This window comes from Rhizobium rosettiformans W3, assembly GCF_004912135.1.
In the GTDB taxonomy this organism is placed as follows: Bacteria; Pseudomonadota; Alphaproteobacteria; order Rhizobiales; family Rhizobiaceae; genus Allorhizobium; species Allorhizobium rosettiformans.
Map to the genome: position 1 here is coordinate 62670 of NZ_STGU01000015.1, position 17592 is coordinate 80261.

Annotated in this window: 30 protein-coding genes; 3 read left to right on the forward strand and 27 right to left on the reverse strand. The window is 60.6% G+C overall.

What is annotated here, in order from left to right; translation table 11 throughout:
• Positions 1-67: 67 nt before the first annotated feature.
• The 3 genes from FAA86_RS20525 to FAA86_RS20535 are packed head-to-tail and all read left to right on the forward strand — an operon-like array spanning position 68 to position 2325.
• Positions 68-505, forward strand: a complete 438-nt coding sequence (locus FAA86_RS20525; protein ID WP_136542896.1) for a YciI family protein — start codon at positions 68-70, stop codon at positions 503-505.
• Between the two features lie 6 nt (positions 506-511).
• Positions 512-940: a VOC family protein gene (locus FAA86_RS20530; protein ID WP_136542897.1), complete on the forward strand. Its 429-nt coding sequence runs from the start codon at positions 512-514 to the stop codon at positions 938-940.
• Between the two features lie 11 nt (positions 941-951).
• Positions 952-2325, forward strand: coding sequence for an RNA polymerase sigma factor (locus FAA86_RS20535; RefSeq protein WP_246035144.1), 1374 nt, complete (start codon positions 952-954; stop codon positions 2323-2325).
• A gap of 64 nt (positions 2326-2389) precedes the next feature.
• Here FAA86_RS20535 and rplQ read toward each other — a convergent pair whose 3' ends face one another.
• The 27 genes from rplQ to rpsJ form a co-directional block, all read right to left on the reverse strand.
• Complete coding sequence (gene rplQ, locus FAA86_RS20540) at positions 2390-2812, reverse strand: 50S ribosomal protein L17 (protein ID WP_006728660.1); 423 nt, start codon at positions 2810-2812, stop codon at positions 2390-2392.
• Positions 2813-2927: 115 nt separating this feature from the next.
• The gene (locus FAA86_RS20545) at positions 2928-3938 is read right to left on the reverse strand and encodes a DNA-directed RNA polymerase subunit alpha (protein ID WP_006728661.1); all 1011 of its coding nucleotides are present in this window, start codon (positions 3936-3938) and stop codon (positions 2928-2930) included.
• Positions 3939-4035: 97 nt separating this feature from the next.
• Positions 4036-4425, reverse strand: coding sequence for a 30S ribosomal protein S11 (gene rpsK, locus FAA86_RS20550; protein WP_112641742.1), 390 nt, complete (start codon positions 4423-4425; stop codon positions 4036-4038).
• A 126-nt stretch (positions 4426-4551) separates the two neighbouring features.
• Positions 4552-4920 (reverse strand): 30S ribosomal protein S13, encoded by a 369-nt coding sequence (rpsM, locus tag FAA86_RS20555; RefSeq protein ID WP_113462289.1) that lies wholly within the window; start codon positions 4918-4920, stop codon positions 4552-4554.
• 232 nt (positions 4921-5152) lie between these two features.
• Complete coding sequence (locus tag FAA86_RS20560) at positions 5153-5803, reverse strand: adenylate kinase (RefSeq protein WP_136542898.1); 651 nt, start codon at positions 5801-5803, stop codon at positions 5153-5155.
• On the reverse strand, positions 5800-7140 hold the full coding sequence (secY, locus tag FAA86_RS20565; RefSeq protein WP_136542899.1) for a preprotein translocase subunit SecY: 1341 nt from the start codon (positions 7138-7140) through the stop codon (positions 5800-5802). Before secY ends, FAA86_RS20560 begins: the two co-directional genes overlap by 4 nt.
• Before the next feature lie 241 nt (positions 7141-7381).
• A complete protein-coding gene (rplO, locus tag FAA86_RS20570) occupies positions 7382-7861 on the reverse strand; it encodes a 50S ribosomal protein L15 (RefSeq protein ID WP_113462292.1) in 480 nt (159 codons plus the stop codon).
• A gap of 16 nt (positions 7862-7877) precedes the next feature.
• Complete coding sequence (gene rpmD, locus FAA86_RS20575; RefSeq protein ID WP_113462293.1) at positions 7878-8087, reverse strand: 50S ribosomal protein L30; 210 nt, start codon at positions 8085-8087, stop codon at positions 7878-7880.
• Between the two features lie 14 nt (positions 8088-8101).
• Positions 8102-8671, reverse strand: coding sequence for a 30S ribosomal protein S5 (gene rpsE / locus FAA86_RS20580; RefSeq protein ID WP_113462294.1), 570 nt, complete (start codon positions 8669-8671; stop codon positions 8102-8104).
• Between the two features lie 142 nt (positions 8672-8813).
• The gene (gene rplR / locus FAA86_RS20585) at positions 8814-9176 is read right to left on the reverse strand and encodes a 50S ribosomal protein L18 (RefSeq protein ID WP_113462295.1); all 363 of its coding nucleotides are present in this window, start codon (positions 9174-9176) and stop codon (positions 8814-8816) included.
• A 12-nt stretch (positions 9177-9188) separates the two neighbouring features.
• Positions 9189-9722, reverse strand: a complete 534-nt coding sequence (gene rplF / locus FAA86_RS20590; protein ID WP_113462296.1) for a 50S ribosomal protein L6 — start codon at positions 9720-9722, stop codon at positions 9189-9191.
• 43 nt (positions 9723-9765) lie between these two features.
• Entirely contained in the window at positions 9766-10164 is a 399-nt protein-coding gene (gene rpsH / locus FAA86_RS20595; protein WP_112684667.1) for a 30S ribosomal protein S8, read from the reverse strand.
• A gap of 12 nt (positions 10165-10176) precedes the next feature.
• A complete protein-coding gene (gene rpsN, locus FAA86_RS20600; protein WP_113462297.1) occupies positions 10177-10482 on the reverse strand; it encodes a 30S ribosomal protein S14 in 306 nt (101 codons plus the stop codon).
• 33 nt (positions 10483-10515) lie between these two features.
• A complete protein-coding gene (gene rplE / locus FAA86_RS20605; RefSeq protein ID WP_113462298.1) occupies positions 10516-11073 on the reverse strand; it encodes a 50S ribosomal protein L5 in 558 nt (185 codons plus the stop codon).
• Entirely contained in the window at positions 11066-11374 is a 309-nt protein-coding gene (gene rplX / locus FAA86_RS20610) for a 50S ribosomal protein L24 (protein ID WP_113462299.1), read from the reverse strand. The genes rplE and rplX overlap by 8 nt, the downstream gene beginning before the upstream one ends.
• Before the next feature lie 15 nt (positions 11375-11389).
• Positions 11390-11758: a 50S ribosomal protein L14 gene (gene rplN, locus FAA86_RS20615; protein ID WP_006728677.1), complete on the reverse strand. Its 369-nt coding sequence runs from the start codon at positions 11756-11758 to the stop codon at positions 11390-11392.
• 231 nt (positions 11759-11989) lie between these two features.
• Entirely contained in the window at positions 11990-12226 is a 237-nt protein-coding gene (rpsQ, locus tag FAA86_RS20620; protein WP_113462300.1) for a 30S ribosomal protein S17, read from the reverse strand.
• A gap of 13 nt (positions 12227-12239) precedes the next feature.
• Complete coding sequence (gene rpmC, locus FAA86_RS20625; protein WP_028735898.1) at positions 12240-12440, reverse strand: 50S ribosomal protein L29; 201 nt, start codon at positions 12438-12440, stop codon at positions 12240-12242.
• An 11-nt stretch (positions 12441-12451) separates the two neighbouring features.
• The gene (gene rplP, locus FAA86_RS20630) at positions 12452-12865 is read right to left on the reverse strand and encodes a 50S ribosomal protein L16 (RefSeq protein ID WP_006728680.1); all 414 of its coding nucleotides are present in this window, start codon (positions 12863-12865) and stop codon (positions 12452-12454) included.
• A gap of 39 nt (positions 12866-12904) precedes the next feature.
• The gene (gene rpsC, locus FAA86_RS20635) at positions 12905-13636 is read right to left on the reverse strand and encodes a 30S ribosomal protein S3 (RefSeq protein WP_113462301.1); all 732 of its coding nucleotides are present in this window, start codon (positions 13634-13636) and stop codon (positions 12905-12907) included.
• Positions 13636-14025, reverse strand: coding sequence for a 50S ribosomal protein L22 (gene rplV / locus FAA86_RS20640; RefSeq protein WP_113462302.1), 390 nt, complete (start codon positions 14023-14025; stop codon positions 13636-13638). The genes rpsC and rplV overlap by 1 nt, the downstream gene beginning before the upstream one ends.
• Positions 14026-14027: 2 nt before the next feature.
• A complete protein-coding gene (rpsS, locus tag FAA86_RS20645) occupies positions 14028-14306 on the reverse strand; it encodes a 30S ribosomal protein S19 (protein WP_062282885.1) in 279 nt (92 codons plus the stop codon).
• 15 nt (positions 14307-14321) lie between these two features.
• A complete protein-coding gene (gene rplB / locus FAA86_RS20650; protein ID WP_113462303.1) occupies positions 14322-15158 on the reverse strand; it encodes a 50S ribosomal protein L2 in 837 nt (278 codons plus the stop codon).
• A gap of 17 nt (positions 15159-15175) precedes the next feature.
• Positions 15176-15469, reverse strand: a complete 294-nt coding sequence (locus FAA86_RS20655; protein WP_113462304.1) for a 50S ribosomal protein L23 — start codon at positions 15467-15469, stop codon at positions 15176-15178.
• Entirely contained in the window at positions 15466-16086 is a 621-nt protein-coding gene (gene rplD, locus FAA86_RS20660) for a 50S ribosomal protein L4 (protein WP_113462305.1), read from the reverse strand. Before rplD ends, FAA86_RS20655 begins: the two co-directional genes overlap by 4 nt.
• Positions 16087-16099: 13 nt before the next feature.
• Positions 16100-16738, reverse strand: coding sequence for a 50S ribosomal protein L3 (gene rplC / locus FAA86_RS20665; protein WP_113462306.1), 639 nt, complete (start codon positions 16736-16738; stop codon positions 16100-16102).
• A gap of 170 nt (positions 16739-16908) precedes the next feature.
• The gene (gene rpsJ, locus FAA86_RS20670; protein ID WP_006728688.1) at positions 16909-17217 is read right to left on the reverse strand and encodes a 30S ribosomal protein S10; all 309 of its coding nucleotides are present in this window, start codon (positions 17215-17217) and stop codon (positions 16909-16911) included.
• Between the last annotated feature and the right edge of the window lie 375 nt (positions 17218-17592).

Consider the following 17592-nt stretch of genomic DNA (forward strand, 5'->3'; position numbering starts at 1 on the left):
CGGTTTAGCTCACTCGTTGCGGAGGCAGGATCGCAGGTGCGGTCCGGATAACGAGAGGAGAAGAGACATGCGTGTCATGGTTATGGTGAAGGCGACGGAAGACAGCGAAGAAGGCATCATGCCGCCGCCGAAGCTGTTCGAGGACATGGGCAAGTTCAACGAGGAACTGGTGCAGGCCGGCATCATGCTTTCGGGCGACGGGCTGAAGCCTTCCAAGATGGGCAAGCGGGTCGCCTTCGACGGGCCGGATCGCCGGGTGATCGACGGGCCCTTCGCCGAGACGCGGGAGCTGGTGGCCGGCTACTGGATCTGGGAGGTCAAGGACATGGACGAGGCCGTCGCCTGGGTCAAACGCTGCCCCAACCCGATGATGGGGCCGAGCGAGATCGAGATCCGCCCCTTCTACGAGATGGAGGATTTCGCCGAGATCGCCACGCCCGAGGGACAGGCGAGCCATGACCGGGCGGCGGAAGGTCTGGCCGCGCAGCAGAAGAACAAGGGCTGAGCGCCGATGAGCAAGATGATCTTCATCAACCTGCCGGTCACCGACCTCAATGCCTCGACCCGCTTTTACGAGGCGCTGGGGGCGACGAAGAACCCGCAGTTTTCCAACGAGAACGCGGCCTGCATGATGCTCTGCGACACGATCGGCGTCATGATCCTCACGCACGACTATTACGGCAGCTTCACGAAGCGGCCCATTGCAGACGCCAAGGCGACAAGCCAGATGCTGCTGGCGCTGACCGTCGAGGCGCATGCGGATGTCGACCGGGTGCTGAGTGCTGCCACGGCCGCAGGGGGCCGGCCGGATCCGAACCCGCCGCAGGATCACGGCTTCATGTGGAGCCGGTCGGTCGAGGACCCCGACGGGCATGTCTGGGAGATCTTCTGGATGGACCCTGCCGCAGCTGCCGGCGACACGACCGGTGTCGACGCCTGAGGGCAATGCCGATGGTTGACCGCGCGGCGGCCAAGTCCATACTCCGGCTCATGACACGGGATGGACGGGCGATCGAAACTTCCTCGTTGCCCCAAACGGATAACCGCGCGGCGCAAGACGTCGAGACGATCTTCAGAATGGAGCGGGTCCGGCTGATTGCCGGGCTCGCCAAACATGTGGGCGATATCAGCCTGGCGGAAGAACTGGCGCAGGACGCGCTGGTCGCTGCACTGGCCACCTGGCCTCAGAAGGGCACGCCGCCCAATCCCGGCGGCTGGCTGATGACCACGGCGAAGCGCCGCGCCGTGGATCTGTGGCGGCGTCGCCGGATGATGGCGCGGCACGAGGCAGCACTCTCGCACGACATCGAGACGGGGCGGGCGAGCGACCATGCCGCGATCGAGGCGTCCATCGACGACGAAATCGGCGACGAGCGCCTGTCGCTGATCTTCACCGCCTGCCATCCGCTTCTCTCCCGCGACCAGCGCACGGCGCTGACGCTGAAGATCATCGGCGGGCTGACGACGGAGGAGATCGCCCGCGCCTTCCTGACGCAGGAGACGACGGTGGCGCAGCGCATCGTCAGGGCCAAGAAGCTGCTGCGAGACGCGGGCATAAGCTTCGAGGTGCCGGTCGGGGCAGAGCGCGATGCCCGCCTCGCCTCGGTGCTCGAGGTGATCTATCTGATCTTCAACGAGGGTTATGCCGCAAGCAGCGGCGACGATCTGATCCGGCCGCAGCTCTGCCAGGAGGCGATGCGGCTCGGCCGCATTCTTGTCGGCCTTGCACCCGAGGAGCCGGAGGCGCACGGGCTTCTCTCACTGATGGAGCTGCAGGCCTCGCGCTTCAAGGCACGGGTGGCCCCGGATGGCAGCGCACTGACGCTCGAGACACAGAACCGAAGGCTTTGGGACAGGTTGCTGATCCAGCGCGGATTGGACGGACTGGAAAGCGTGAAGCGGCTCGATGGCGAAGACGGGGTCCACGCGCTGCAGGCGGCCCTTGCGGCCGTGCATGCGCGGGCGGCGCGGTTCGAGGATACGGACTGGCGCGAAAGTGCCAACCTGTATGACCGCCTCATCGAACGCGTCCCCTCGCCCGTGGTCGCGCTGAACCGGGCGGTGGCGCATGCGATGGCGTCAGGGCCTGAGGTGGGGTTGATGCTGCTGGCGGAGATCGAGGATGAACCGTCCCTCGCGGGCTACGCGCCGCTCTATGCCGCCAAGGGGGATTTTCTGATGCGGCTTCAGCGCATGGCCGAGGCGCGGGAGGCGTTCGACCGGGCGGCCGGTTTCAGCGAAAATGCGGTGGAACGGGCGTTTCTGCTGGGGAGGGTCGCGGAATGCGGTAAGGCTCTGAGGGCCGCCCGATCTCCAGAGTCATGACAAACAAAAAAGCCGGGTGATCGCTCACCCGGCTTTTTTTCATCCTTCCCTTACGGGAGGAAACTTACGCTGCTTCAGCTTCGGCCTCAGCGGCGACGCGGGCCTTGTCGGCTGCGCCCTTGGCGTCAACGTCGCGCTCGACGAACTCGATGACAGCCATGGCGGCGTTGTCGCCCTGGCGGAAACCGGCCTTCATGATGCGCAGGTAGCCGCCGTTGCGGGTGGCGTAGCGCGTTGCGATGGCGTCGAAGAGCTTCTTGACGGCATCGACGTCCTTGATCTGCGAGATGGCCTGACGACGAGCGTGCAGGTCGCCGCGCTTGCCGAGGGTAACCAGCTTCTCGACGATCGGGCGAATTTCCTTCGCCTTCGGGAGCGTGGTGACGATCTGCTCATGGGTGATGAGCGAGGCAGCCATGTTGGCGAACATCGCCTTACGGTGGCTGGCAGTACGGTTCAGCTTGCGGCCGGCTTTCTGGTGGCGCATTGCTATTCTCCTTTGAGTGCAGGCTCTGTCTCAGAGGCTGCCGTTTCCTGACACATACGGGCATTCACCCGCAGTTTGACTGGAAAAGGCAGAGACGGCCCTGCCTTTATCTTTTTCAGTACTGGTCTTCGTAGCGCTTGGCGAGATCTTCGATGTTCTCGGGCGGCCATGCCGGTACTTCCATACCGAGGTGCAGGCCCATGGAAGCGAGAACTTCCTTGATTTCGTTCAGCGACTTGCGGCCGAAGTTCGGCGTGCGCAGCATTTCTGCCTCGGTCTTCTGGATCAGATCGCCGATGTAAACGATGTTGTCGTTCTTCAGGCAGTTTGCCGAGCGGACCGAAAGCTCCAGCTCGTCGACCTTCTTGAGCAGCGCCGGGTTGAAGGCGAGCTCGGTGACGGCTTCCTCTTCGGCTTCCTTCTGCGGCTCGTCGAAGTTGACGAAGACGCCGAGCTGGTCCTGGAGGATGCGGGCGGCAAATGCGACAGCGTCCTCACCGGTGACGGAGCCATCGGTCTCGATGGTCATCAGCAGCTTGTCGTAGTCGAGAACCTGGCCCTCGCGGGTGTTTTCGACCTTGTAGGACACCTTCTTGACCGGCGAGTAGAGGCTGTCGACCGGGATGAGGCCGATCGGAGCGTCTTCCGCGCGGTTGCGCTCGGCCGGGACGTAACCCTTGCCGTTGTTGACCGTGAACTCCATGCGGATCTCGGCGCCCTCGTCGAGGGTGCAGATCACGTGGTTGGGGTTCAGGATCTCGATGTCGCCGACCGTCTGGATGTCACCGGCGGTTACAACGCCCGGACCCTGCTTGCGGACAACCATGCGCTTGGCATCGTCGCCGTCCATCTTGATGGCGATTTCCTTGATGTTCAGGACGATGTCGGTGACATCTTCGCGAACGCCCGGGATAGACGAGAACTCGTGCAGAACGCCGTCGATCTGGACAGCCGTAACAGCTGCACCACGAAGCGACGACAGGAGAACGCGACGCAGAGCGTTGCCGAGCGTCAGGCCGAAGCCACGCTCGAGCGGCTCGGCGACGAGGGTCGCCTTGGTGCGGCCGGAGGAGGAAAATTCCACCTTGTTCGGCTTGATCAGTTCCTGCCAATTCTTCTGAATCATGATTTTACCTTCCGTTCGCCATCACCATTCAATCGTGACGGCCGAATATGAGAAGCACCGGGAAGGCGAATCGCCTGCCCGGCAAAACGAAGAATGATTAGACGCGACGCTTCTTGCGCGGACGGCAGCCATTGTGCGGGATCGGGGTCACGTCGCGGATGGACGTGATCATGAAGCCGGCAGCCTGGAGGGCGCGCAGAGCGGATTCACGACCCGAACCCGGACCGCAAACTTCCACTTCGAGAGACTTCATGCCGTGTTCCTGAGCCTTCTTGGCGCAGTCTTCAGCAGCGATCTGGGCAGCGAACGGGGTCGACTTACGCGAACCCTTGAAGCCCTTGGCACCAGCAGACGACCAGGCAATTGCGTTGCCCTGAGCGTCGGTGATGGTGATCATCGTGTTGTTGAAGGTCGAGTTGACGTGGGCAACGCCCGACGAGATATTCTTGCGTTCGCGACGGCGGACGCGTGCGGCTTCCTTGGCCATGGTCTTACCTTTCTTGATCTCTTCGCCGCCGTAGTTCCAGCGGCTCCACCTTGAAGCCAATAGGCAGTAGGCAGGAGGCAGTAAGGGATCCCTACTGCCTCCTGCCCAAGACCTATTGCCTGCAAATTACTTCTTCTTACCAGCGATCGCCTTCGCCGGACCCTTGCGAGTGCGGGCGTTGGTGTGCGTGCGCTGACCGCGAACCGGCAGACCACGACGATGGCGCAGGCCACGGTAGCAGCCGAGGTCCATCAGACGCTTGATGTTCATCGCGGTTTCGCGACGCAGGTCACCTTCAACCTGGTAATCGCGGTCGATGGTTTCGCGGATCTGGAGGACTTCAGCGTCGGTCAGCTGGTGAACGCGCTTGTCAGCCGGAAGACCGACCTTCTCCATGATTTCCGATGCGAACTTCGGGCCGATCCCGTGAATATAGGTCAGCGCGATAACAACGCGCTTCGCAGTCGGGATGTTGACGCCAGCGATACGTGCCACGCCTATTCTCCTTGCTTCCAGTTGCCATCCGGCAAGTGGTGTCTCGTTACACGGCCCAAAGGGACCGCAATTACAAATCGGGTTCTCGACAAACCAAAACGATCGAACCCGGTCTCCCAGCGTTTTGGAAGAACGCGCCGATCGCAGTCATGTCGCGAGTTGGCGCGGTCTTTAACGGAATCGATCGACAAAAGCAACCGACCCCGCGAAGATTCTTGGGACTGCCAGGCCTTTAGAGCTTGGCGAGGATGGCTTCGATCTCGCCGGTGACGGCATCGATCTCGCCCATGCCGTCGACCGAATGCAGCTTACCCTTGGCGTGGTAATAACCGATCAGCGGCGAGGTTTCCTTGTAGTAGGCCTGCAGGCGAGTACGGACGGTCTCGCGATTGTCGTCCGGACGACGCTTGAAGTGGGTCGAACCACACTTGTCGCAGACGCCTTCCACCTTCGGCTTCAAGTTTTCGTCGTGGTAACCCGCACCGCAGTTGGCGCAGGTGTAACGACCGGCGATTCGATCCGCGAGGATCTCGTCGTCGACGCGGATCTCGACGACCGCCGACAGATCGAGGTTCTTGCCGGACAGCATGGCCTCAGTGGCATCGGCCTGCACGAGCGTGCGCGGGAAACCATCGAGGATGAAGCCATTGGCGCAGTCGGGCGCATCGATGCGCTCGGAAACGATGGCGATGACGATCTCGTCGGAAACGAGCTTGCCGGCGTCCATGACAGCCTTGGCGCGCTTGCCGACCTCCGTGCCGGCGGCAACCGCGGCACGAAGCATATCACCGGTGGAGAGCTGCGGGATGCCGTGCTTCTCCACGATCCGCTGGGCCTGGGTCCCCTTCCCCGCGCCCGGCGGTCCTAACAGAATCAGTCTCATCGTCCCCTCTTTCCTCCACGCAACTTCGACTTCTTGATCAGACCCTCGTATTGCTGGGCAATCAGGTGTCCCTGAATCTGTGCTACAGTATCAAGGGTGACGCTGACAACAATCAAAAGCGAAGTACCACCAAGGGCTAATGGGATCCCGGTGCGCGCGATGAGGATTTCAGGCAGTACGCAGACGAAAACGAGATAGATGGCGCCGACCGCGGTGATGCGCGTCAACACGTAGTCGATGTATTCGGCCGTGCGGTCGCCGGGGCGGATGCCCGGGATGAAGCCGCCGTGCTTCTTCAGGTTGTCGGCCGTGTCCTTCGGATTGAAGACGATGGCCGTGTAGAAGAAGGCGAAGAAGGCGATCAGTGCACCGTAGAGCAGCATGTAGACCGGGTGGCCGTGCTGCAGCGAGGCGATGATGGTCGTCGCCCAGCCCGGCAGGGCCTGGTTGCCGGTGAAGCCGGCCGCCGTTGCGGGCAGGAGCAGCAGCGAGGACGCAAAGATTGCCGGAATGACGCCTGCGGTGTTGAGCTTCAGCGGCAGGTGCGAGGTGTCGCCCTGGAACATGCGGTTGCCGACCTGGCGCTTCGGATACTGGATCAGAAGCCGGCGCTGGGCCCGCTCGACGAAGACGATCAGCGCGATGACGGCGATGGCAACGACGATGACGGTGAGAATCAGCAGCGTCGAAAGCGCACCGGTACGGCCGAGCTCCAGCGTATGCGCAACGGCGGTCGGGAGACCAGCGGCGATGCCGGCGAAGATGATCAGCGAAATACCGTTGCCGATGCCGCGCGAGGTGATCTGCTCACCGAGCCACATCAGGAACATCGTGCCGCCGAGCAGCGTCAGAACGGTCGAAACGCGGAAGAACCAGCCCGGATCGGCGACGATGCCCTGGCCCGATTCGAGGCCGATGGCGATGCCGTATGCCTGGAGCGTGCCGAGCAGCACGGTCCCGTAGCGGGTATACTGGTTGATGATCTTGCGGCCCTGCTCGCCCTCTTTCTTGAGCTGTTCGAGGGCCGGGACGACCGACGTCATCAGCTGCACGATGATTGACGCGGAGATGTAGGGCATGATGCCCAGCGCGAAGATCGCCATGCGCTCGACGGCGCCGCCGGCAAACATGTTGAAGAGGCCGAGGATACCACCGGACTGGCCCTGGAAGGCGGCGGCATAGGCCTCCGGATTGAGGCCGGGCAGCGGAATATGCGTGCCGAGGCGATAGACCAGCAATGCGGCCAGGGTGAACCACAGACGCTTCTTCAGATCTTCCGCCTTGGCGAAAGTCGAGAAGTTCAGGTTCGAGGCCAGTTGTTCCGCTGCAGAAGCCATAGAATTCTCCGCCAACCTAAACCGGTGACGGGAAACCGTCAGTACCGGAGGCTATTCGTTCAAACTGTTTTTTCAGAAAACAGGGCGCGGAGAGAAGTTGCGACGCAACCGCATGCCTCACACCCTTGTTTTCCAGATGACCCGGAGGACAAAACGACGTCCATTCCGTCCTGGGATCGTGAGGCTCACATATGGGAGCAAAATCGCCCGGTGTGAAGCACCCCGGGCGATTGTCTTTCACTTATTCAGCGGCTTCCTTGGCTGCTTCAAGCAGCTTGATGGAACCGCCAGCCTTTTCGATCTTCTCGACGGCGGCCTTGGAGGCGCCGGCAACTTCGATCGTGAGCTTGGCCTTCAGTTCGCCGTCGGACAGGACGCGAACGCCGTCCTTGGCGCGGCGGATCACGCCGGCTGCCTTGAGCGAAGCAGCATCAACCGTTGCCTTGGCGTCGAGCTTGCCAGCATCGATCGCGGTCTGGATACGGCCGAGCGATACGGTGACGTATTCAGAAGCGAAGATGTTGTTGAAGCCGCGCTTCGGCAGGCGACGATAGATCGGCATCTGGCCGCCTTCGAAGCCGTTGATGGCAACGCCGGAACGAGCCTTCTGACCCTTCACACCGCGACCACCGGTCTTGCCCTTGCCGGAGCCGATACCGCGACCTACGCGGATACGTTCCTTGGAGGCGCCTTCGTTGTCTTTGATTTCATTCAGTTTCATGATGACTTCCCCCGTCTCACTTCTCGTCGACGACGCGAACGAGATGCTGGACAGCACGGATCATGCCGCGAACCGAAGGAGTGTCCTCCAGGGTGCGGACCCGGTGCATCTTGTTGAGGCCCAGACCGATGAGCGTCTTGCGCTGCACTTCCGGACGGCGAATGGGCGAACCGATCTGCTCGATCGTGATCGTCTTTGCTTCAGTCTTCTTCGTAGCCTTAGCCATGGTTCAGACTCCTCTTATTCTTCAGCAGCGTTGCCAGAGGCAGCGCGGCGAGCCTGGAGGGTGGCATACTTCAGGCCACGCTGAGCAGCGATGTCCTTCGGATGCACCTGAGCCTTCAGCGCGTCGAAGGTTGCGCGAACCATGTTGTAGGGGTTCGACGAACCGGTCGACTTGGCGACGACGTCCGACATGCCGAGCGTCTCGAAGACGGCGCGCATCGGACCACCGGCGATGATACCGGTACCGGCCTTGGCGGAGCGAAGGAGAACCTTGCCGGCGCCGTGACGGCCGTTGACGTCGTGATGCAGAGTGCGGCCATCACGCAGGGGAACGAAAATCATATCGCGCTTGGCAGCTTCGGTTGCCTTGCGGATGGCTTCCGGCACTTCACGTGCCTTGCCATGGCCGAAGCCTACACGACCCTTCTGGTCGCCGACGACGACGAGGGCTGCGAAGCCAAAACGACGGCCGCCCTTGACGACCTTGGCGACGCGGTTGATGGCGACCAGCTTGTCGACAAACTCGCTATCGCGCTCTTCACGGTTCTGACGGTCATCCCGCGAACCACGCTTTTCTTGTGCCATTGTCCTTTTCCTTTTTCTTTTCCGGGTGCAATCGGCAGATTACGCAAAGTTCCACCCTGCCCTTGCGGGTCAAGGTGGAATCCGGTGTGACCGGCTTAAAGCCGGAAATCCACCCGAACGCAAGCCCGGGTGGAAATTCATTTTAGAAGGTCAGACCACCTTCACGAGCCGCTTCGGCGAGAGCCTTGATGCGGCCATGATAGATGAAGGCGCCACGGTCGAAGACGACTTCCTTCACGCCAGCCTTGACGGCACGCTCGGCGACCAGCTTGCCAACGGCAGCTGCTGCTGCGATGTCGGCGCCGGTCTTGAGCTCGCCCTTCAGGCCGCCATCGAGCGTCGAAGCAGCGGCAAGGGTCTTGCCAGCGACGTCGTCGATGATCTGAGCGTAGATGTTCTTCGAAGAGCGATGTACCGACAGACGCGGACGGCCATTTGCCACCGCCTTGATCTGACGCCGTACGCGGTTCGCACGGCGAACAAGTGCTTCTTTTCTGCTTGCCATTTCGCGCGATCCTTACTTCTTCTTGCCTTCTTTGCGGACGATCCGCTCTTCGGCATACTTGACGCCCTTGCCCTTGTAGGGCTCCGGACCGCGATATTCGCGGATCTCGGCGGCGACCTGGCCGACCTGCTGCTTGTTGATGCCGGACACGATGATTTCGGTCGGCTTCGGAACAGCGATCGAGATACCGACCGGCGGCTCATACACGACGTCGTGGCTGAAGCCGAGTGCGAGCTGCAGGTTCTTGCCCTGGAGCGACGCACGGTAACCAACGCCGTTGATTTCGAGCTTGCGCTCGTAACCGTCCTTAACACCCTTGAAGATGTTCTCGATCATCGTGCGGGACATGCCCCACTTCGAACGAGCATCCTTGGAGTCGTTGTTCGGCTGTACGACAACGGCGTTGTCTTCGAGCTTCACGGAGATTTCGTCATTCGCGACGAAGAAAAGTTCACCCTTCGGGCCCTTCGCCGTGACCTTCTGGCCATCGACGGCGGCAGTCACACCAGCCGGAACCGGAACGGGCTTCTTACCGATACGAGACATAGTTTTTATCCTGTCTGTTCGCTATGGAGATCCCCTGCCCGTCTTAGAAGACGGAGCAGAGTACCTCACCACCAACGTTCTGTTCGCGAGCCTGGTGATCGGCCATCACGCCCTTCGGAGTCGAAAGGATGGTGATGCCGAGGCCGTTCGCGACCTGCGGGATGGACTTGACCGAGACATAAACTCGGCGGCCCGGCTTGGATACGCGGCCGATCTCGCGGATGACCGAAGCACCTTCGTAGTACTTCAGTTCGATCGTGAGTTCAGACTTGCCATTGCCATAATCGACTTGGCTGTAGCCACGGATGTAACCCTCGGCCTGCAGAACGTCGAGAACGCGGGCACGGAGCTTGGAGGCCGGAGTGGAAACGGAGCTCTTGCGGCGAGCTGCGCCATTCCGGATACGGGTGAGCATATCGCCCAACGGATCAGTCATCGTCATATTGGCGTCTCCTTACCAGCTCGACTTCACAACGCCCGGCACCTTGCCGGTGTTGCCAAGCTCGCGAAGCGCGATACGCGACATTCCAAGCTTGCGGTAGAATGCACGCGGACGACCGGTGACTTCGCAACGGTTGCGAATACGGGTCTTGGAGCCGTCGCGCGGCAGTTCTGCCAGCTTCAGGGTAGCCTTGAACCGCTCTTCAATCGGAAGAGCCTGGTTCATGATGATCGCCTTCAGGCCGGCACGCTTTGCGGCCTGGCTCGCGGCAATCTTGCGGCGGCGCTTGTTCTTTTCAACTGCGCTTGTCTTCGCCATATCGAAGTTCCTCTTCTACGCTCGTCGTTACGGTTACTGACGGAACGGGAAGTTGAACTCTTTCAGAAGAGCCCGAGCTTCGTCGTCGTTGGTCGCCGTCGTGCAAACGATGATGTCCATGCCCCACATCTGATCAACCTTGTCGTAGTTGATCTCCGGGAACACAATGTGCTCCTTGATGCCCATGGCGAAGTTGCCACGGCCGTCAAAGGACTTCGGGTTCAGGCCGCGGAAGTCGCGAACGCGCGGAAGCGCGATGTTGACCAGGCGGTCCAGGAACTCGTACATGCGGGCGCCGCGCAGGGTGACCTTTGCGCCGATCGGCATGTTTTCGCGGACCTTGAAGCCAGCGATCGAGTTGCGGGCCTTGGTGACAACCGGCTTCTGGCCGGCGATCGCTGCAAGGTCAGCCGCTGCAACGGAGGGCTTCTTGGAGTCGGCAGTTGCCTCACCCACGCCCATGTTGATCACGATCTTGTCGAGCTTCGGGATCTGCATTTCGTTGGCGTAGGAGAACTGCTCCTGCATAGCCTTGCGAATGCGGTTTACGTATTCGGCCTTGAGCCGCGGCTCATACTTTGCCTCAGCCATCGATCACTTCTCCCGAACGCTTGGCTACACGAACCTTCTTGCCGTCAACGACCTTGAAACCGACGCGGGTCGGCTTGCCGTCCTTGTCGGCGATCGCGATGTTCGACAGATGGATCGAAGCTTCCTTGCTGATGATGCCGGCTTCCGCGGTCTGCGTCTGGCGCTGGTGGCGCTTGACAACATTGATGCCACGGACAACCGCACGGTCTTCCTTCGGCAGGACCTGGAGGACTTCGCCCGAACGGCCCTTGTCCTTGCCAGCAAGTACGACGACCTTGTCGCCCTTACGAATCTTGTTCATCGCTCGTCGCTCCCCTTACAGTACTTCCGGAGCCAGCGAGATGATCTTCATGTGGTTCTTGGCGCGAAGTTCGCGCGGAACCGGTCCGAAGATACGGGTGCCGATCGGCTCTTTCTTGTTGTCGATAAGAACGGCTGCGTTGTTATCGAATCGAATGACGCTGCCGTCGGCGCGACGGATGTCCTTGGCGGTGCGAACGACAACCGCCTTCATCACGTCACCCTTCTTCACGCGGCCGCGCGGGATCGCTTCCTTGATCGAAACGACAATGATGTCGCCGATCGAAGCGTACTTGCGCTTGGAACCGCCCAGCACCTTGATGCACATGACACGACGTGCGCCGGAATTATCCGCCACGTCGAGGTTAGTCTGCATCTGAATCATGTCAGGTCGCCTTCTTGTTGTAACCCGAACGGTTGGGCCGAGGCCCCCTATCCGGGCTTATGATAAATTTCTGATGTGCGCGGGAAGACAAATACAGGGTGGTTTCCCATAAGAGACCTTCCGTGCGCTCAAAGCAAAAAAGAACGCCCGATTCCGAGCGTTCTCAGCCAGTGGCCTGCTTCATACAGATTTCTGCGCAAGGTGCAAGCCCTTGCGCAGCAAGTCCGTAAATTAAGCCTGGGCGGAAATTACCGTCCAGCGCTTGTCCTTGGAGATCGGTGCACACTCCTGGATGGAGACGACGTCACCGGTCTTGTACTGGTTGGTTTCGTCATGTGCCTTGTACTTCTTGGACCGGCGAACGGTCTTCTGAAGCAGCGGGTGGGCAAATCGACGCTCAACGCGAACAACGACAGTCTTGTCGTTCTTGTCGCTGACAACTACGCCCTGCAGAATGCGTTTCGGCATATTCTTCTGGTCCTTAGGCCTTGGCTTCTGCCGCCTTCTGGCGGGCAATGGTTTTCACGCGTGCGATGTCACGACGAACTTCCTGAATGCGGGAAGACTTCTCGAGCTGGCCGGTGGCCTTCTGGAAGCGCAGGTTGAACTGCTCCTTCTTCAGCTTCGCAAGCTCGTCGTTCAGCTGGTCGGCGCTCATGGCGCGTACGTCTGCGGCTTTCATCGACTTGATCCTCACTCTGCAATGCGCTGTACGAAGCGCGTCGTGACAGAGAGCTTGGCGGAACCGAGGCGAAGGGCCTCGCGCGCGATCTCTTCCGATACGCCGTCGATCTCGAACATGATACGACCAGGCTTGACCTTGCATGCCCAGTATTCGACCGAACCCTTACCCTTACCCATACGAACTTCGGTTGGCTTTGCCGTGACCGGAACGTCAGGGAATACGCGGATCCACACGCGACCAGCACGCTTCATGTAGCGGGTGATCGCACGACGGGCTGCTTCAATTTCGCGAGCGTTCACGCGGTTCGGTTCCAGAGCCTTGAGGCCGAATTCACCGAATGCCAGATCAAAACCGCCCTTGGCGACGCCCTTGATGCGGCCCTTGAACTGCTTGCGGTACTTTGTACGCTTTGGCTGCAACATTTTCTTACTTCTCCGAGCTTATCTTTCGCCAGCGTTCAATCAAGCGTTCTCGCGGCGACGGTCGCCACGATCACCGCGTTCACGGCTTGCGGGACCCTGGGCATCGCCCTCGAGTGCACGGCGTTCCGATGCCATCGGATCGTGCTCGAGGATTTCGCCCTTGAAGATCCAGACCTTCACGCCGCAGATGCCGTATGCGGTTTCGGCTTCAGCCGTACCGTAATCGATGTCTGCACGCAGGGTGTGGAGCGGCACGCGACCTTCGCGGTACCATTCGGTACGAGCGATTTCAGCACCACCGAGACGGCCGGCGCAGGTGATCTTGATGCCTTCGGCACCGAGACGCATGGCCGACTGAACGGCGCGCTTCATGGCGCGACGGAATGCGATACGACGCTCGAGCTGCTGGGTGATCGACTGGGCAACGAGCGTTGCGTCGATTTCCGGCTTGCGCACTTCAACGATGTTGAGGTGGGTTTCCGAGTTCGTCATCGACGAGATCTTCTTGCGAAGCTTCTCGATGTCTGCACCCTTCTTGCCGATGATCAGACCCGGACGAGCCGAGTGGATCGTGACGCGGCACTTCTTGTGCGGACGCTCGATGACGACCTTGGCGATGCCAGCCTGCTTCAGCTCGTCCATCAGATACTTGCGGATCTTCAGGTCTTCGTGGAGCAGCTTGCCGTATTCGGCGTTGTCGGCGAACCAGCGGCTATCCCAGGTGCGGTTGATCCCGAGGCGGAAGCCAATCGGATTGATTTTCTGACCCATTATGCGGCCTCCCCTTTGGCTTCGACTTCGCGCACAACGATGGTGAGGTGCGAGAACGGCTTTTCGATGCGCGATGCGCGGCCGCGGCCACGAGCGTGGAAACGCTTCATGGTGATCGACTTGCCAACATAGGCCTCGGCGACGATCAGCTGATCGACGTCGAGATCATGGTTGTTTTCGGCATTGGCGATCGCAGACTCGAGCGTCTTGCGAACGGTGCCGGCGATGCGCTTGCGGGAGAATTCCAGGTCAGCGAGAGCGCGCTCGACCTTCTTGCCGCGGATGAGCGCGGCAACCAGGTTGAGCTTCTGGGGGCTGACGCGGATCGTGCGGGCGACTGCCTGCGCTTCGTTGTCTTTCAGCCGGCGTTCGGCTTTTGCCTTGCCCATTGTTACTTCCTCTTCGCCTTCTTGTCCGCACCGTGACCGTAATAGGTCCGGGTGGGAGCGAATTCACCGAACTTGTGGCCGACCATGTCTTCGTTGACAGAGACGGGCACATGCTTGCTGCCGTTGTAGACGCCGAAGGTCAGACCTACGAACTGCGGCAGGATGGTGGAGCGACGGCTCCACATCTTGATTACTTCACTGCGGCCGCCTTCGCGAACCTTCTCAGCCTTCTTGAGAAGATAGCCGTCGACGAACGGGCCTTTCCATACTGAACGAGCCATTTCTGACTACCTCTCTTACTTCTTCTTCAGGTGGCGCGAGCGCATGATGAACTTGTCGGTCGACTTGTTCGAGCGAGTCCGCTTGCCCTTGGTGGGCTTGCCCCACGGGGAAACCGGGTGGCGACCACCGGAGGTGCGGCCTTCACCACCACCGTGCGGGTGGTCGACCGGGTTCATGACGACACCGCGGTTATGCGGGGTCTTGCCGCGCCAACGGGTGCGACCAGCCTTGCCGTCGTTGGTGTTGCCGTGATCCGGGTTGGAAACGGCGCCGATGGTGGCCAGGCAGGAGCCCGGGACCAGACGCTGCTCACCCGAGTTCAGGCGCAGGATCGCCATGCCGGCATCGCGGCCGACGAGCTGGACATAGGTGCCAGCCGAACGTGCGATCTGACCGCCCTTGCCGGGCTTCATTTCGACGTTGTGAACGATCGAACCAACCGGGATGTACTGCAGGGGCATGGTGTTGCCCGGCTTTACGTCGACGGCCTTCTCAGATGCGATGACCTTGTCACCGGCAGCAATGCGCTGCGGTGCCAGGATGTAGGCCTGCTCGCCGTCCGTGTAGGTCACGAGAGCGATGAAGGCCGAACGGTTCGGGTCGTATTCCAGGCGCTCGACGGTGCCTTCGACGTCGAACTTGCGACGCTTGAAGTCGACCAGACGATAGGTGCGCTTGTGACCGCCACCGATGAAGCGGGCGGTGATGCGACCGTAGTTGTTACGACCACCGCTCTTGGTGAGACCTTCCGTCAGCGCCTTGACCGGCTTGCCCTTCCAGAGGCCAGAGCGGTCGACGATGACCAGCTGACGCTGGCTCGGGGTCGTCGGATTGTAGCTTTTCAATGCCATTGTTCTTGTTCCCTACCTCAGACGCCCGTCGACACGTCGATGGACTGACCTTCGGCGAGCGTCACGAGCGCCTTCTTGACGTCCTTCTGCTTGCCGGCGAAGCCGCGGAAACGCTTGGTCTTGCCCTTGCGGACGAGCGTATTGACGGCGGTGACCTTGACGCCGAAGAGGGCTTCGACAGCAGCCTTGATTTCCGGCTTGCTTGCACCCTTGGCGACGTTGAAGACAACCTGGTTGTACTCAGACACCATGGTCGACTTTTCAGTGATCGACGGAGATACGATCACGTCGTAGTGGCGAAGATCCGTCATTTGAACCGCTCCTCCAGAGCTTCCACAGCAGCCTTGGACAGGACGAGCTTGCCACGGCGCAGGATGTCATAAACGTTGATGCCCTGAACCGGCAGAACATCGATGTGCGGGATGTTCGAAGCGGCGAGCTTGAAGTTGCTGTCGATTTCGGCGCCGCCGATGACGAGAGCGTTGGTGAGGCCGAGCGAGGCGAAGTTGCCGACGAGCAGCTTGGTCTTGGCTTCAGCCGCAACCAGGTTGTCGACGATGATCACATCTTCCGACTTCATCTTGGCAGAGAGGGCGTGACGCAGAGCGAGCGCACGAACCTTCTTCGGCAGGTCATGAGCGTGGCTGCGAACAACCGGGCCATGAGCCTTACCACCGCCGCGGAACTGCGGAGCGCGGGCCGAATGGTGACGAGCACGACCGGTGCCCTTCTGCTTGTACATCTTCGAGCCGGTGCGCGAGACTTCCGAGCGGCCCTTGATCTTGTGCGTACCCTGGCGCTTCTTGGCCAGCTGGTAGCGGATCATGCGAGCGATCAGATCTTCGCGGGGCTCCAGGCCGAAGATTTCGTCCGACAGAGAAACCTTGCCGGCGTCCTTGCCCTCGAGGGTCTTGACGTTCAATTCCATGTGCTTGGCTCCCTTACTTCGCCGACTTGACGGCGTCGCGGACGATGATCCAGGAACCCTTGGAACCGGGAACTGCGCCCTTCACAAGGATGAGACCACGATCTTCATCGGTCGAAACGACTTCGAGGTTCTGGGTGGTGACGCGCGTCTGGCCCATGTGACCAGCCATGCGCTTGCCCTTCCAGACCTTGCCCGGATCCTGGTTCGAACCGGTCGAACCATGCGAGCGGTGCGAAACGGAGACGCCGTGGGTAGCGCGGAGACCGCCGAAGTTGTGGCGCTTCATGGCACCAGCAAAACCCTTACCGATCGTCGTGCCCGTGACGTCGACCAGCTGGCCGGCTTCAAAATGGCTCGCGGTCAGCTGTGCGCCGACATCGATGAGGTTGTCTTCGGAAACGCGGAACTCGACGAGCTTGGCCTTGGGCTCTACGCTCGCAGCGGCGAAGTGGCCACGCAGACCCTTCGTCGTATTCTTGACCTTGGACGTGCCGGCACCGAGCTGGAGCGCGGTGTAGCCGTTCTTGTCAACCGTACGCTGGGCAACGACCTGTACGTTATCCAGCCGCAGAACTGTTACCGGGATATGTTCGCCGGCGTCGTTATAGACGCGGGTCATTCCCACTTTCTGTGCAATCACACCTGAACGCATTGGTTCATTCCTCTTGAGAGTCGCGGCCGCGATCAGATCTCGGCCTTTCCTCTTTGTTTAAGGATTCCACTCCGGCCCTTCCGAACCTTCGGGTTTCCCGTTTCGAGAAGTCGTTGGCAGGTCTTGCCACGTACCTTCCTTGTTATTTCGGCTCTCGCCGGAATTCCTTCTTAGAGCTTGATCTCGACGTCAACGCCGGCAGCCAGGTCGAGCTTCATCAGAGCGTCGACGGTCTGCGGGGTCGGGTCTACGATGTCAAGCAGGCGCTTATGCGTGCGCATCTCGAACTGTTCGCGGCTCTTCTTGTCGACGTGCGGCGAACGGTTAACGGTGAATTTTTCAATGCGGGTCGGGAGCGGTACCGGGCCGCGAACGCTTGCACCGGTGCGCTTTGCGGTCGAGACGATCTCCCGCGTAGAGGCATCGAGAACCCGGTGATCAAACGCCTTGAGGCGGATGCGGATATTCTGGCCGTTCATTCGACTTGTCCTTGTTTCTTTTCTTGCGTCCCGCATACGCAGAGACAGTGAATTACCATGACTGGCCGGCCCCTAATTTTCAAAAATCACAGGGACACCGAGGGGTGCCCCTGTCACTCTTTCTAGTCATGAGGAGCCCTGCCGAACTTGACCCGTCACCAGGCCTTTGAAAACTGCAGCGCTTAGAACTGCGGTGCAAATCACCGCGCGATTCTGATCGTGGCCGGCGACATACACCGCAATCGGCCTTTCGTCAATCCGGCCAGAGGCACGAATTGGCGACATGCGCATTGTCTGCATGACTGGCTTGCACCAACCGACAGACAGAAACGAAAAGCGGCCCCGGACACATGGCCCGGGGCCGCTCTTTCAACT

Coding starts and splice junctions, on each gene's coding strand:
- FAA86_RS20525 (WP_136542896.1), top strand. CDS start 68: ATGCGTGTCATGGTTATGGTGAAGGCGACGGAAGACAGCGAAGAAGGC.
- FAA86_RS20530 (WP_136542897.1), top strand. CDS start 512: ATGAGCAAGATGATCTTCATCAACCTGCCGGTCACCGACCTCAATGCC.
- FAA86_RS20535 (WP_246035144.1), top strand. CDS start 952: ATGGTTGACCGCGCGGCGGCCAAGTCCATACTCCGGCTCATGACACGG.
- rplQ (WP_006728660.1), bottom strand. CDS start 2,812: ATGCGCCACCAGAAAGCCGGCCGCAAGCTGAACCGTACTGCCAGCCAC.
- FAA86_RS20545 (WP_006728661.1), bottom strand. CDS start 3,938: ATGATTCAGAAGAATTGGCAGGAACTGATCAAGCCGAACAAGGTGGAA.
- rpsK (WP_112641742.1), bottom strand. CDS start 4,425: ATGGCCAAGGAAGCCGCACGCGTCCGCCGTCGCGAACGCAAGAATATC.
- FAA86_RS20560 (WP_136542898.1), bottom strand. CDS start 5,803: ATGAGACTGATTCTGTTAGGACCGCCGGGCGCGGGGAAGGGGACCCAG.
- secY (WP_136542899.1), bottom strand. CDS start 7,140: ATGGCTTCTGCAGCGGAACAACTGGCCTCGAACCTGAACTTCTCGACT.
- rplO (WP_113462292.1), bottom strand. CDS start 7,861: ATGAAACTGAATGAAATCAAAGACAACGAAGGCGCCTCCAAGGAACGT.
- rpmD (WP_113462293.1), bottom strand. CDS start 8,087: ATGGCTAAGGCTACGAAGAAGACTGAAGCAAAGACGATCACGATCGAG.
- rpsE (WP_113462294.1), bottom strand. CDS start 8,671: ATGGCACAAGAAAAGCGTGGTTCGCGGGATGACCGTCAGAACCGTGAA.
- rplR (WP_113462295.1), bottom strand. CDS start 9,176: ATGGCAAGCAGAAAAGAAGCACTTGTTCGCCGTGCGAACCGCGTACGG.
- rplF (WP_113462296.1), bottom strand. CDS start 9,722: ATGTCTCGTATCGGTAAGAAGCCCGTTCCGGTTCCGGCTGGTGTGACT.
- rpsH (WP_112684667.1), bottom strand. CDS start 10,164: ATGACGATGACTGATCCGTTGGGCGATATGCTCACCCGTATCCGGAAT.
- rpsN (WP_113462297.1), bottom strand. CDS start 10,482: ATGGCGAAGACAAGCGCAGTTGAAAAGAACAAGCGCCGCCGCAAGATT.
- rplE (WP_113462298.1), bottom strand. CDS start 11,073: ATGGCTGAGGCAAAGTATGAGCCGCGGCTCAAGGCCGAATACGTAAAC.
- rplX (WP_113462299.1), bottom strand. CDS start 11,374: ATGAACAAGATTCGTAAGGGCGACAAGGTCGTCGTACTTGCTGGCAAG.
- rplN (WP_006728677.1), bottom strand. CDS start 11,758: ATGATTCAGATGCAGACTAACCTCGACGTGGCGGATAATTCCGGCGCA.
- rpsQ (WP_113462300.1), bottom strand. CDS start 12,226: ATGCCGAAACGCATTCTGCAGGGCGTAGTTGTCAGCGACAAGAACGAC.
- rpmC (WP_028735898.1), bottom strand. CDS start 12,440: ATGAAAGCCGCAGACGTACGCGCCATGAGCGCCGACCAGCTGAACGAC.
- rplP (WP_006728680.1), bottom strand. CDS start 12,865: ATGTTGCAGCCAAAGCGTACAAAGTACCGCAAGCAGTTCAAGGGCCGC.
- rpsC (WP_113462301.1), bottom strand. CDS start 13,636: ATGGGTCAGAAAATCAATCCGATTGGCTTCCGCCTCGGGATCAACCGC.
- rplV (WP_113462302.1), bottom strand. CDS start 14,025: ATGGGCAAGGCAAAAGCCGAACGCCGGCTGAAAGACAACGAAGCGCAG.
- rpsS (WP_062282885.1), bottom strand. CDS start 14,306: ATGGCTCGTTCAGTATGGAAAGGCCCGTTCGTCGACGGCTATCTTCTC.
- rplB (WP_113462303.1), bottom strand. CDS start 15,158: ATGGCATTGAAAAGCTACAATCCGACGACCCCGAGCCAGCGTCAGCTG.
- FAA86_RS20655 (WP_113462304.1), bottom strand. CDS start 15,469: ATGACGGATCTTCGCCACTACGACGTGATCGTATCTCCGTCGATCACT.
- rplD (WP_113462305.1), bottom strand. CDS start 16,086: ATGGAATTGAACGTCAAGACCCTCGAGGGCAAGGACGCCGGCAAGGTT.
- rplC (WP_113462306.1), bottom strand. CDS start 16,738: ATGCGTTCAGGTGTGATTGCACAGAAAGTGGGAATGACCCGCGTCTAT.
- rpsJ (WP_006728688.1), bottom strand. CDS start 17,217: ATGAACGGCCAGAATATCCGCATCCGCCTCAAGGCGTTTGATCACCGG.